This is a genomic window from Aeromonas sp. QDB34, from assembly GCF_027705405.1.
In the GTDB taxonomy this organism is placed as follows: Bacteria; Pseudomonadota; Gammaproteobacteria; order Enterobacterales; family Aeromonadaceae; genus Aeromonas; species Aeromonas hydrophila.
In genome coordinates this window covers 155391-167051 of the sequence record NZ_JAPDBT010000002.1, presented here as the reverse complement: position 1 = coordinate 167051, position 11661 = coordinate 155391, and the positions used below count along the sequence as shown (strand labels likewise).

Annotated in this window: 13 protein-coding genes; 7 read left to right on the top strand and 6 right to left on the bottom strand. The window is 65.0% G+C overall.

Annotation, left to right across the window (positions count from 1 at the left end; genetic code table 11):
* Nucleotides 1–78: 78 nt before the first annotated feature.
* Nucleotides 79–714, top strand: coding sequence for an FMN-binding negative transcriptional regulator (locus OKC29_RS04625; RefSeq protein WP_073348820.1), 636 nt, complete (start codon nt 79–81; stop codon nt 712–714).
* Between the two features lie 73 nt (nt 715–787).
* Here the strand turns inward: OKC29_RS04625 and OKC29_RS04620 are convergent, their stop codons facing one another.
* The 5 genes from OKC29_RS04620 to OKC29_RS04600 form a co-directional block, all read right to left on the bottom strand.
* Nucleotides 788–1249, bottom strand: coding sequence for a hypothetical protein (locus OKC29_RS04620; RefSeq protein WP_029301914.1), 462 nt, complete (start codon nt 1247–1249; stop codon nt 788–790).
* 200 nt (nt 1250–1449) lie between these two features.
* Nucleotides 1450–1662 (bottom strand): hypothetical protein, encoded by a 213-nt coding sequence (locus tag OKC29_RS04615; protein ID WP_016349365.1) that lies wholly within the window; start codon nt 1660–1662, stop codon nt 1450–1452.
* A gap of 108 nt (nt 1663–1770) precedes the next feature.
* The gene (locus OKC29_RS04610; RefSeq protein ID WP_039215378.1) at nt 1771–2112 is read right to left on the bottom strand and encodes a DUF1294 domain-containing protein; all 342 of its coding nucleotides are present in this window, start codon (nt 2110–2112) and stop codon (nt 1771–1773) included.
* Complete coding sequence (locus OKC29_RS04605; protein WP_016349367.1) at nt 2109–2699, bottom strand: sugar O-acetyltransferase; 591 nt, start codon at nt 2697–2699, stop codon at nt 2109–2111. The genes OKC29_RS04610 and OKC29_RS04605 overlap by 4 nt, the downstream gene beginning before the upstream one ends.
* An 80-nt stretch (nt 2700–2779) precedes the next feature.
* Entirely contained in the window at nt 2780–4042 is a 1263-nt protein-coding gene (locus OKC29_RS04600) for an MgtC/SapB family protein (RefSeq protein ID WP_073348821.1), read from the bottom strand.
* A 209-nt stretch (nt 4043–4251) separates the two neighbouring features.
* On the opposite strand from OKC29_RS04600, the gene OKC29_RS04595 reads away from it, so the two are divergent.
* From OKC29_RS04595 to cbl, 6 genes are all read left to right on the top strand, one after another.
* On the top strand, nt 4252–5253 hold the full coding sequence (locus OKC29_RS04595) for a sulfate ABC transporter substrate-binding protein (protein WP_073348822.1): 1002 nt from the start codon (nt 4252–4254) through the stop codon (nt 5251–5253).
* Nucleotides 5254–5309: 56 nt separating this feature from the next.
* Nucleotides 5310–5885 (top strand): RBBP9/YdeN family alpha/beta hydrolase, encoded by a 576-nt coding sequence (locus OKC29_RS04590; RefSeq protein ID WP_073348823.1) that lies wholly within the window; start codon nt 5310–5312, stop codon nt 5883–5885.
* A gap of 279 nt (nt 5886–6164) precedes the next feature.
* Nucleotides 6165–7004, top strand: coding sequence for a sulfate ABC transporter permease subunit CysT (gene cysT, locus OKC29_RS04585; protein WP_005308571.1), 840 nt, complete (start codon nt 6165–6167; stop codon nt 7002–7004).
* Nucleotides 7001–7897, top strand: coding sequence for a sulfate ABC transporter permease subunit CysW (gene cysW / locus OKC29_RS04580; RefSeq protein WP_017408972.1), 897 nt, complete (start codon nt 7001–7003; stop codon nt 7895–7897). The genes cysT and cysW overlap by 4 nt, the downstream gene beginning before the upstream one ends.
* A gap of 22 nt (nt 7898–7919) precedes the next feature.
* Nucleotides 7920–8987 carry a sulfate/molybdate ABC transporter ATP-binding protein gene (locus OKC29_RS04575; protein WP_073348824.1) on the top strand — a complete coding sequence of 356 codons (1068 nt, stop codon included), beginning with the start codon at nt 7920–7922 and terminating at the stop codon, nt 8985–8987.
* Between the two features lie 176 nt (nt 8988–9163).
* The gene (gene cbl, locus OKC29_RS04570; protein WP_011704576.1) at nt 9164–10111 is read left to right on the top strand and encodes an HTH-type transcriptional regulator Cbl; all 948 of its coding nucleotides are present in this window, start codon (nt 9164–9166) and stop codon (nt 10109–10111) included.
* Between the two features lie 72 nt (nt 10112–10183).
* On the opposite strand, the gene gbpA is transcribed toward cbl, so the two are convergent.
* On the bottom strand, nt 10184–11608 hold the full coding sequence (gbpA, locus tag OKC29_RS04565; RefSeq protein ID WP_162275599.1) for an N-acetylglucosamine-binding protein GbpA: 1425 nt from the start codon (nt 11606–11608) through the stop codon (nt 10184–10186).
* Nucleotides 11609–11661 lie beyond the last annotated feature (53 nt).

Genomic DNA, 11661 nt, shown 5'->3' with positions numbered 1-11661 from the left:
TATGCCATCGCCTGCCACTCCCGATTGCGCAAGAATGGGCTTCTGCATGGAAGCCAATGCCTCGCTCAAGGAGCCCTTATGTATCAACCACCCCATTTCGCCGTTACCGACTCCGAGACCCAGCACCAGCTGATCCGGGCCTATCCGCTGGGGGCCCTGATCACCCATGGTGAAGGGGGACTGGATGCCAATCATCTGCCATTCGAGCTGGATGCTGGGGAAGGGGCCCATGGCGTCCTGCGTGCCCACGTTGCTCGCAACAACCCGCTCTGGCAGGAGGTGAAAGACGGCGACGACGTTCTGGTGATCTTCAGGGCCGCCGACGGCTACATCTCCCCCAGCTGGTATCCGAGCAAGCATGAGCATCACCAGCAGGTGCCGACCTGGAACTACAGCGTGGTGCATGCTCACGGTCGCATCCAGATCCGCGACGATGCCCGTTTCGTGCGCCGGCTGCTGGCAAATCTGACTCGTCACCATGAGGCTGGAGAGCCGACTCCATGGAAGATGGCGGATGCGCCGCGAGACTATCTCGAGACCATGGTGCAGGCGGTCGTCGGCATCGAAATCGAGATAACCGGGCTGGTCGGCAAGTTCAAACTGGGTCAGAACAAGGAGGCTGCGGATCGCCTGGGAGCGGCCAATACCTTGCAGGATCGCGGGCAGACCGCGCTGGCTGAGGCAATGCTGAGTCCACCTCCTTCACTACCCTAGCGTGACATCATGAGATCCGGCCCGACAAAAACGGCAACCACTAGGTTGCCGTTGTTCATGGTTCCACTCCCGTTCACGCGCTGGCATTGAGCAGCTTGCCGACGCCTTCCCCCTTGCCGTTGGGCAGGGTCTGCTTGAAGGCGTAGAGCAGCTGATCGAGGTTGAGGTCGCTGTTGCCCAAGGAGCCCTTGAGGGTGTCGAGCTCGCTCTGCAGCGCGTCGAGGCGGGTGCTCTGGGTGCCGTCGGCCAGCTGGGTGCGGGCGGCGTCGATGGCCTGGGGCAGCGACTGGCCCGAGTACTCCTGGCCCAGGGTCTGCATCAGCGCCCCCATGAAGTGGTTGATGGCGGGGCGGTTCTGCTCGCTGTTGGCATCCTTGACCCCCAGCCGCTGGAACAGGCTCTGCACCGTGGGGGCGAGCCGCTCTTCCTGCACGGGGGGCTCGGCCTTGGCCTGTGGTGTGCCATCGCCGAGCAGCTTGCTGCCGAGCTTGAGGGCGAGGGAGGCGAGGGGAAGCAGGGTGCTGATGGCGATCATGATGTCACTCTCCGTACGACTGATGTCATGACGGAGCAGGGAATGGGCCAGCTTGGCGAAAATTCAGCCTGAAAATGGCAGGGGACTGATCCTGCTGTGAATTTAGTTTTTGCCCTGCTGGAGGCGGGTGAGCGCGGGAAGGGGCGGCGGCAAACCCTTGCAGCCCGGGGGCTGGCCGGTTTGCCGCCCGGCTTGCCGGATCAGAGCTCCTTGAACGGGCGGCGCTTCTCCTCCTCGATGACGATGGCCTCCAGATTGGCGATGCGCTCCTGTAGCTGGTTGATGAGCACGTCCTGTTTGCCGAGGCGGTCGGTGATGCGAATATCCCCCAGCTGGTAGCGGGCCCGCTTGCTGAGAAAACCGAACAGTGCGCTGATGAAGACGATCAGCACGATACCGGTCCACATGGTCATGAGTGACTCCTTGCCGATGAACAAACGAGAAAACAGCCTGATTGCCTTCTGTTGTCTCATACCCGATTGCCGGCTGCAATGGCCGGCAACCGAGCACTGCGACCCGCGTCAGATCGTCTGCCAGAGCGGACGGCCGAGCCAGAGTCCCCACAGGGTGAGGTGCAGCAGCACGATGAACCAGAACACCCTGCGGTAGCTGCCCTTCTGGGTCTTGTGGCGCAACCAGTGACGGGCCACCAGGGCGCCAGGCCAGCCACCGAACAGTTCCAGCAGGTGGAGCCGGGATTCGGGGATGCGCCAGCCACCGCGAATGGCCTGGCGCTTGTCGTGGGCGTAGGCCAGCACCGTCAGCAGGCTCATGGTGGTGACGATGGCGAGGGGCCACCAGTTGGTGTCGGCCAGGCCGAGCCAGGCGGTCCACAGCAGGGGAAGCAGGGCGAGCCAGATCACAGGGCCAGCTCCCAGCCACGGGGGGCGTCCGGGCTCAGGCTGCGGATCACGCGCGCCGGGTTGCCCACCGCCACCGAGTCGGCCGGGATGTCGCGGGTGACCACTGCGCCGGCACCTATGATGGAGCGCGGCCCTATGGTGACGCCGGGGCAGATGATGGCGCCGCCGCCAATCCAGCAGTCATCGCCGATCCGCACCGGCTTGTTGTAGGCGGTCCAGTTGCGTCGCTCCAGATAGTCCATGGTGTGGGTGGCGGTGTAGATCTGCACGTTGGGGGCCAGCAGCACATGGCTGCCTATATGCACCTCGCCCACGTCGAGAATGGTGATGTTGAAGTTGAAGAAGGTCTTCTCGCCGATGTGGATGTTGCGGCCGAATTCGCAGGTGAAGGGCGTGCTGATCCAGCAGGAGTCGGGGCAGTGGCCGAACAGCTCGCCGCACAGGCGCTGGCGCAGGGCTTCGTCACCGGCCGGAGAGGCGTTGAGTTGTGCCAGCAGCGCCTGACCGCGGATCCGGTCGTTCGCTATCTCCTCGCTCTGGCTGTCCAGGGCGCCGCCCGCCAGTACCTTGTCCCAATCGCTTGCCATGCTACAGCTCCTCTCATGTGCCAAGATGAGCCAGTATACGCGAGCACTTTGGTGGCGTCAGGCTGTCACTTGCTGCAACCTCAGGCGCCGGGCCAGATCAGCGGCAGGATCAGCAGGGCCGAGACGAAGTAGGGCAGCAGCACCCGCAGCCCCAGCCGGCGACCGCCGATCCCCAGGGCCAGCAGCCCCTTCACCAACGAGTTGACCAGCCCGGCCAGCAGGATGCCGCGGGCCGCCACCTCCAGCGCCAGCTCCTTGTGGGAGAGCTGGGAGAGCGACAAGGTGATGGCGTCCACGTCGGTGATGCCGGAGACCAGCGACAGCAGGTAGACCCCGGAGTTGCCTACCTTGTCTTGCAGCAGAGTTGCCATAAAGCCGATCAGCGCCAGCAGCAGGCCGAACTTGATAGCGGTGGCCAGATCGAGCGGGTTGTTGGTTTCCGGTTGCACCGGGCCGTCGGGCAGCTCCTCGCGTTGGCGCCAGAACCAGAAGGCAAAGCCGTAGACGGTAGCCGCCAGCAGCAGCAGGGGCGCCGCCAGGCGCATCGCCAGCTCGCTGTGAATGAGCAGTACCAGCACCAGCAGCCGCAGCCACATGGTGGCCCCCGCCAGCAGGATGCCGGTGGCCAGCAGCCGCTCCAGCCCTCCCTGCTCCTTGTTGAGGCGGGCAAACTGCAGGGTGAGGGCGGTGGAGGAGGCGAGCCCCGCCAGTATGCTGGTGAGCACCAGCCCGGCGCGGGTGCCGAGCAGGCGTACCGCGAAGTGGCCGCAGAACGAAATGCCGGCGATCACCACCACCATCAGCCAGATCTTGAAGGGGTTGAAGGCATCGAGCGGCCCCATCTCCTCGTTGGGCAGCACCGGCAACAGCACCAGCGAGATGAGCAGAAAGCGCAGGGTGGCGTGAAATTCGGTCTCGCTCAGAAACAGCATCCCCTGCTGGATCTTGCCCTTGAGCCCCATCAAGAGGGCCGCCAGCACGGCGCAGGCCACCGCCTCGCTCGGGCTCAGCAGCACCGACATCAGCCCCAGCAGATAGGTGAGCAGCATGGCCACCGAGCTGGTGAGACCGAACTCCCCCTGCCAGCGCTGGGCCAGCCAGACCGAGAGGCCGCAACCCGTCACCACCGCCAGCAGGCCGAGCAGCGGCAACCAGGGGCCGAGGGTGGGCAGCAGCAGGGCGCAGACCCCGCCGAGCAGGCCGATGAGGCCGTAGGTCCGCATCCCGGCGATGCGTTGGTTGTCCCCCAGCTGGCGCACCTGCCAGCCGCGCTCCAGTCCGATGATGAGGCCGATGGCCAGCGACACCAGGGCGCCATTGACGGGTTCTGCATTGATCCACATAACGACTTCCTTTTCGTCATCTGCCTGCCTTGTTTCCATGATGGCACAGCCGGCACCGGGCCAGCGCGGCCTGGCTCACAGAGTGCGCGAATGGCGCCTATGGCCTCCTGATATGAGCAAATGAGATAAGCAAAGCGTTATTTCTTGGTTCTCGGCATAACAAGCCCGCGGCATGCTGCATTCAACCCAACGAGATATGGAGTATCCCCATGAAACTGCGAATGACCGCCCTGACCCTGCTCTCCCTGCTGGCCCTCGGTCAGGCCAATGCCGCCGAGATCCGCCTGCTCAACGTCTCCTACGATCCGACCCGCGAACTGTTCCAGGAGTACAACGGCGCCTTCGCCAAGGAATGGAAGGCGAAGACCGGCGACGACGTGGTGGTCAGCCAGTCTCATGGCGGCTCCGGCAAGCAGGCGCGCGCCGTGGTGGACGGGCTGGAGGCGGACGTGGTGTCGCTGGCGCTGGCCTACGACGTCGATGCCGTGGCCAAGCAGGGGCTGACCGCCGCCGACTGGCAGAGCCGGCTGGCCAACAATGCGGCGCCCTACACCTCCACCATCGTGTTCCTGGTGCGCAAGGACAATCCCAAGCAGATCAAGGATTGGGATGATCTGGTGCGCAAGGACGTGGCCATCGTCACTCCCAACCCCAAGACCTCCGGCGGGGCGCGCTGGAACTATTTGGCTGCCTGGGGCTATGCCCTGAAGAAGAGCGGCAGCGAGGAGGGGGCCAAGCAGTTCGTCGGCGATCTCTACAAGAACGTGAAGGTGCTGGACTCCGGCGCCCGCGGCGCCACCACCAGTTTCATCGAGCGCGGCCTCGGCGACGTGCTGCTGGCCTGGGAGAACGAAGCCCTGCTGGTGCTCGGTCAGCCCGGCAATAGCGACAAGTTCGAGCTGGTGGTGCCGTCGGTCTCCATCCTGGCCGAGCCGCCGGTGGCGGTGGTGGACAAGGTGGCCAAGAAGCACGGTACCGAGGCGGTCGCCAAGGCTTACCTCGACTACCTCTACTCCGACGAGGGGCAGCGCATCATCGCCAAATATCACTATCGCCCCAGCAACCCGGCGATCCAGAAGGAGACTGCGGCCCAGTTCCCGCAACTGGCGCTGTTCACCGTCAAGGATCTGGAAGGGGATTGGGACAAGGCGCAAAAGAAGCACTTCGCCCAGGGCGCCCTGTTTGACCAGATCTACCAGCCGGGTCGCTAAGCGGCCGGCCATCGCCAACTTAACTGGCCCCTGTGCCAGCTGATAGGAGCACCAAGATGAACAAGATCCTCCTGGTTCCCGGTCTGCACAACAGTGGGCCGGATCACTGGCAGAGCCGCTGGCACCAATACTTCCCCCACTGGCAGCGGATGGTGGGGTTGCCGTGGGATCGGCCTGACCTCACGGTCTGGAGCGCCAAGCTGGCGAGCAAGCTGCGCAGCCGGCGCGGCCGGGCTCACCTGGTGGCTCACTCCTTCGGGGCGCTGGCGGCCATCACGGCGGCGCGCCAGCAGCCCGACAAGGTGGCCTCGCTGTTCATCGTGGCCCCGGCGGATCCGGCCCGCTTCGGCTTGCCAGACGAGCTGCTGGCAGGGTCGCTCAAGGTGTCGGCCCAGCTGGTGGCCAGCCGCAACGATCCCTGGATGAGCTTTGAGCGGGCCGAGTACTGGAGCCGCCAGTGGCAGGTGCCGCTGTTCGATGCCGGCGAGGTGGGCCACATCAATGCCCAGTCTGGCCACGGTGAGTGGAACCAGGGGCTCAACCTGCTCGGCACCCTCTATCGGCGGGCCGTGATGGTGGTGGAGCCGACGCCGGCGGTGTGGGAGCGGCGGGCGGCTTTGAGTTTTCGCTGAGCCGCGAGCGTTGATCACACAGGTTTGGAACAGAGAAGGAGGGCAGGCACCCGACACCACGACAGTCTGATTTGGATAGCTTGGTACATTGCACGACGCTCCATTTTTAGGTCTTTTATTTATATAAAAGACCTTTTTTTCATTTTATGGCTCTAAAAGCCTTGTCCGCCGCTGTTAGACAAAAAAGTGCTTAGCAAAGGCGTTATTGGTGTTTGTTGCCCCAAACAGGAATGCGCAGAATCGCTCTATCTAATGTTTTTCATAACAAACGGATGCGTTATGCGATTTGGTTCTTACTCCGTGCTGCCGGGCTTCGGCCCGACCCTCGGCTTCAGCCTGCTCTATCTGGGCGTGCTGGTGCTGCTGCCACTTTCGGCGCTGGTGCTGTTCGCGGTGAACAATCTGACCCTGGCCGAGTTCTGGCAGGTGATAGGTTCCCCCCGGGTGCTCGCCTCCTTTCGTCTGAGCTTCGGGGCCGCCCTGGTGGCGGCGCTGCTCAACGCCCTGTTCGGCCTGATCCTGGCCTGGGTGCTGGTGCGCTACACCTTCCCCGGCCGTCGACTGGTGGATGCCCTGATCGACCTGCCGTTCGCCATGCCCACCGCCGTCTCCGGCATCGCCCTGTGCGCCATCTTCGCCCCCAATGGCTGGATCGGGCAGTGGGTCGCCCCGTTTGGCATCGAGCTTGCCTACAACCCCATCGGTGTGGTTATTGCGCTCACCTTCATCGGGCTGCCGTTCGTGGTGCGCACCCTGCAGCCGGTGCTGCGGGAAGCCGAGACCGAGCAGGAGGAGGCCGCCGCCAGCCTGGGCGCCGATCGCTGGCAGACCTTCATCCGGGTGCTGTGGCCGACCCTGGTACCTGCCCTGCTGACCGGCTTTGCCCTGGCCTTCGCGCGGGCGGTAGGGGAGTACGGCTCCGTCATCTTCATCGCCGGCAACCTGCCGATGGTGTCGGAAATTGCGCCGCTGATGATCATGAGCCACCTGGAGGAGTACGACTACGCTGGCGCCTCCGCCATCGCCGTGGTCATGCTGCTGATCTCTTTCATTTTGTTACTGCTTATCAACAAGTTGCAGGCCTGGAGCTGGGCCCGTATCGGAGGGAGCCGGATATGAACGCATCCAACGCAAGCCTGGCGCTGGCAACGGGCGAGGCGGCGCCGACCACCTCGGTGCGCCAGCCACCCGTCATCCGCGAGCCGGTCTGGGTCAAATGGTTGCTGATCACGGTCGGCCTCGGCTGGTTTGCCGCCCTGCTGCTGCTGCCGCTGGCCACCGTCTTCATCCAGGCGCTGAGCCCTGGTTTAGCCTTCTTCTGGCACGCCATCAGTGAGCCGGACGCCCTCAGTGCCCTCGGCCTCACCGCCCTGGTGACCCTCTGCTCGGTGCCCCTCAACCTGCTGTTCGGGGTCGCCGCAGCCTGGGCCATCGCCCGCTTCCGCTTCCCGGGCCGGCAGCTGCTGATCACCATCATCGATCTGCCGTTCTCGGTGTCACCGGTGATCGCAGGGCTGATGTTCGTGCTGATGTTCGGCAGCCGCGGCTGGTTCGGCGAATGGCTGAGCGAGCACGACATCAAGGTGATCTTCGCCACTCCAGGCATCATCCTGGCCACCACCTTCATCACCGTGCCCTTCGTGGTGCGCGAGTTGCTGCCCCAGATGGAGGCGCGCGGCCCGGAAGAGGAAGAGGCGGCCATCATGCTGGGGGCGAGCGGCCTGCAGATGTTCTGGCGGGTCACTCTACCTGGCATCCGCTGGAGCCTGATGTACGGCCTGCTGCTCTGTACCGCCCGCGCGGTCGGGGAGTTTGGCGCCGTGTCGGTGGTCTCCGGCCACATTCGTGGCCAGACCAACACCCTGCCGCTGCACATCGAGATCCTCTACAACGAGTACCAGACCGGCGCCGCCTTCGCGGTAGCCAGCCTGTTGGCCCTGTTCGGGATCTTCACCCTGCTAGGGGAAACCCTGCTGGCCCGGCTGCGTGCCCAGCCCACTCACTCTCACTGATCACCGAATTCAAGAGGCTGCCATGAGCATTCAGGTACAAGGACTCAACAAGCATTTCAACCAGTACGCGGCGCTGGCCGACATCAACCTCGACTTTCACGACGGTGAGCTGGTGGCGCTGCTCGGCCCTTCCGGCTGCGGCAAGACCACCCTGCTGCGGATCATCGCCGGGCTGGAGCAGGCCGACAGCGGCAGCGTGATCATCCGCGGCGAGGATGCCTCGGATCTGCACGTGCGCGAACGCAACGTCGGTTTCGTATTCCAGCACTACGCCCTGTTTCACCACATGACGGTGTTCGAGAACGTGGCGTTTGGCCTTAGGGTCAAGCCGCGCAGCGAGCGACCGGCCGAGGCGGCGATCCGCGCCCGGGTCAAGGAGCTGCTGGATCTGGTGCAGCTCAGCCACGTGGCCGCGCGCTACCCGACCCAGCTCTCCGGCGGTCAGCGTCAGCGGGTCGCGCTGGCCCGCGCGCTGGCGGTGCAGCCCAAGGTGCTGCTGCTGGACGAGCCGTTCGGCGCCCTCGACGCCCAGGTGCGCAAGGAGCTGCGCCGCTGGCTGCGGGAGCTGCACGACGAGCTGCATGTCACCAGCCTGTTCGTCACCCACGATCAGGAGGAGGCGCTGGAGGTGGCGGACCGGGTGGTGCTGATGAATGCCGGCAAGGTCGAGCAGATCGGCACCCCGGCCGAGGTCTACGACCAGCCCGCCAGCTCCTTCGTGCACAGCTTCCTCGGCAGCGTGAACCTGTTTCGCGGCCGGGTGGCCGGGCAGGGGCTCGGTATCGGCGAGCAGCTGCTGGGCGGGCCCATCAGCTCCCAGCTGGCGGAGGGCAGCGCGGCCGTCGCCTATGTGCGGCCCCACGAGCTGGAGATACTGCCGGCGGATGCGCCGGGCGGCATCAGCGCCACCATCACCCGCCTGCTGCCCATGGGGCCACGCATCCGGGTGGAACTGCGTGGCAATGAGGATACAAACGGTGCACACTTCGAAGCCGAGCTGAGCAAGGAGGCGGCCCGCGCCTTCAGCCCGGGCCAGGGGGTGCGGCTGGTGGCCAAGCAGGCCCAGCTCTACCCGGATTACCAGATTTGAGGGGCAGGCCCCTGAAGGGCCGCGCAGGCAAGCAGCGTGACCATGGCGGGGTCTGCCCGCCTGGGGTACAACAGGGTCAGTATGGTGCTCAGAGTTCAGGCTCGGGCGGCCAGACAAGATAACAACAAGGCGGCGGGGAAGGCCCCGACCGGCCGGTCAGCGCAGGAGGCGATGACGTGAATTTTCAGCAGTTGCGAATTATCCGGGAGGCGGCACGGCGGGATTACAACCTGACCGAGGTGGCCAATGCCCTGTTTACCTCCCAGTCCGGGGTCAGCCGCCATATCCGCGAGCTGGAAGAGGAGCTGGGGATCGAGTTGTTCATCCGCTACGGCAAGCGGCTGCTCGGCATGACCGAGCCGGGCAAGGAGCTGCTGGTGATCGCCGAGCGCATCCTCAACGACGCCAACAACATCCGCAAGCTGGCCAGCACCTTCGCCAACCGCGAGTCGGGCCGGCTGCTGGTGGCGACCACCCATACCCAGGCCCGCTATGCCCTGCCACGAGTGGTGAAGGCGTTTCGCGAACAGTTCCCGCTGGTGCAGCTGGAGCTGCGCCAGGGCAGCCCGGAGGAGATAGTGCGGCTGGTGCAGACCGGCGAGGTGGACATCGGCATCAGCAGCGAGCAGCTCGACAAGAGCGAAGGGGTGGTGGCCTTTCCCTACTACCGCTGGCACCACAACATAGTGGTGCCGGAGCAGCATCCGCTCACCGCCGAGCGGGAGCTGACCCTGGCGGCGCTGGCGCACTGGCCCATCATCACCTATCAGGCCGGCCTGACCGGGCGGGCGCGGGTGGACGAGGCGTTTGCCGAGGCCGGCATCGCCCCGCAGATCCTGCTGACCGCGCAGGACTCCGACGTCATCAAGACCTATGTCGAGCTGGAGATGGGGGTGGGCATACTGGCGGACATGGCGTTCGACACCCAGCGCGACAAGGGGCTGGTGCAGCTGGATGGCAGCCGGTTGTTCGCGCCCCACACCGCCTGGATTGGTCTCAAGCAGGGGCAGTTCCAGCACAACTTCGCCTGGCAGTTCATCCAGCTCTGCAACCCGGAGCTGGCGCTGGCGGACATTCAGGCCCGCGCCATGGGCAGCGAGGCGGCCATCGATTTCCAGATCTGAGGTGGTGCATCAGAGAAAACGGGGAGCCAGTGGCTCCCCGTTTTGTTGATGGTGTCATGCTGTGCCTGCGGCTCAGTTCACCAGGATCCAGGCATCCTGCCAATTGGTGCCGACCCCGGGTTCATACTGGGTGGCACTGGCCGACCACTGGCTGCACCAGCCGCGATAGGGGAAGGGCTTGCACTGGTAGATCTTGCCGTTCTTGGGCTGCAGCACCTTGGTGCCGTCGGTGTAGGACTTGAGCCCGTCCGGGAAGGTGAACTGGTAGTCACCGCCGGCGGCCGGATCCTTGAGCATCAGATCCAGGGTCTGCTGCACCGCATCGCCACCGGCCTTGGGTTTGCCCTCGATCACCAGCTGGTGGTGACCGGCGCTGAGCCCGGTCAGCGGCATGGTGAAGCTGTGGGTGCTGTCCTTGATGTCGGCGCTGGTCTGCCCCTTGGCGGCCCCACCGTGATCATACAGGGTGTTGGTGACGGTCAGATCGCCCTCGGCGGCCACGGTAAAGTTGAGGGTAAGCTTGCCCTCGTCGAGCAGGTAGTCGCTCTCCAGGCCGCTCACGCTGACGCCGTTGCTCACCGGCGGCTGCTGTTGCTCGAGCTGGATCTCGACTCGCTCCAGGGCGCTGCCGGCCTTGAAGTAGACCGGGTTCTGGCCGTAGACGGGGTTGAACTGGCCTTCGCCGCTTTGCTGGCCGGAGCGGATCTGGCTCTGCTCTGCATTGATCTTGGTCGCCAGGGCGTGGGTCCAGTTGTTCTTCTGCCCTTGCTCCGGGCTGGCGATGGTCAGCTCGGTCTGCAGATCGGGGCGCACGCCGTTGGCGTCGAACACCAGGGTTCTGGCCTTGTCGCCGACCGCCAGCTCGGTGGAAGGATAGATGGTGCCGCCCTGGCTCCAGGCCAGCGGTGGCTGGGTGCCGCCCTTGAAGTTGGCGTCGATCACGTTATAGAAGCTGTTGCTGGTGTCCCCCACTTCCCACACCCCCAGGATCACCTGATAGCCGGTGCGCTGGGGCAGGTTGCACTGGTGGGTGACCTGCTTGGGCGGCTGGGTCATGTTGCCGTCCACCACGCAGAAGGGGGTGAGCTCGAAGGCGGCGCGGGTCAGCGGCTGGTTCGGGTTCCAGTCCTGCTTGGTGAGGTAGTAGCGCCAGTTGCGGGTGACGTGGTTGGCGGTGAAGGTCCAGCTGATGGCGAAGGGGCCGGCCTGCACCTCGCGGCGGGTCCAGCGGTCGCTGGTCTGGGCGTTCAGCTCGCGCCAGCTGGCACTGCCGGCCGAGGCGATCTGGCCATCGGGCGGACCGGCCTGCGGGAAGCCGGAGGGGCCTTCCACGCTCTGGGGCTCCCATTGCACCGCGCCGCACTGGCTGTTGCCGCCGGTCTTGCACAGGTAGTTGCGCGATTCCGGCTGGCTGATGTAGCCGTGGGCGAACACGCTGCCACTGACCAGCAAGGCCAGCGTCGCAGCGACGTGATTGAGTTGGATTTTTGCTGCCATACATTCCTCTGTTCGACAGATGTGGGCAGTCAAGTTGGCAGGGGGAGTTCCCC

What these genes read in the sequence shown, in the direction of transcription:
- OKC29_RS04615 (WP_016349365.1), bottom strand. Translation starts at nt 1,662, where the DNA reads ATGACCATGTGGACCGGTATCGTGCTGATCGTCTTCATCAGCGCACTG.
- OKC29_RS04600 (WP_073348821.1), bottom strand. Translation starts at nt 4,042, where the DNA reads ATGTGGATCAATGCAGAACCCGTCAATGGCGCCCTGGTGTCGCTGGCC.
- OKC29_RS04605 (WP_016349367.1), bottom strand. Translation starts at nt 2,699, where the DNA reads ATGGCAAGCGATTGGGACAAGGTACTGGCGGGCGGCGCCCTGGACAGC.
- cysW (WP_017408972.1), top strand. Translation starts at nt 7,001, where the DNA reads ATGAACGCATCCAACGCAAGCCTGGCGCTGGCAACGGGCGAGGCGGCG.
- OKC29_RS04625 (WP_073348820.1), top strand. Translation starts at nt 79, where the DNA reads ATGTATCAACCACCCCATTTCGCCGTTACCGACTCCGAGACCCAGCAC.
- cysT (WP_005308571.1), top strand. Translation starts at nt 6,165, where the DNA reads ATGCGATTTGGTTCTTACTCCGTGCTGCCGGGCTTCGGCCCGACCCTC.
- OKC29_RS04575 (WP_073348824.1), top strand. Translation starts at nt 7,920, where the DNA reads ATGAGCATTCAGGTACAAGGACTCAACAAGCATTTCAACCAGTACGCG.
- OKC29_RS04595 (WP_073348822.1), top strand. Translation starts at nt 4,252, where the DNA reads ATGAAACTGCGAATGACCGCCCTGACCCTGCTCTCCCTGCTGGCCCTC.
- OKC29_RS04620 (WP_029301914.1), bottom strand. Translation starts at nt 1,249, where the DNA reads ATGATCGCCATCAGCACCCTGCTTCCCCTCGCCTCCCTCGCCCTCAAG.
- OKC29_RS04590 (WP_073348823.1), top strand. Translation starts at nt 5,310, where the DNA reads ATGAACAAGATCCTCCTGGTTCCCGGTCTGCACAACAGTGGGCCGGAT.
- gbpA (WP_162275599.1), bottom strand. Translation starts at nt 11,608, where the DNA reads ATGGCAGCAAAAATCCAACTCAATCACGTCGCTGCGACGCTGGCCTTG.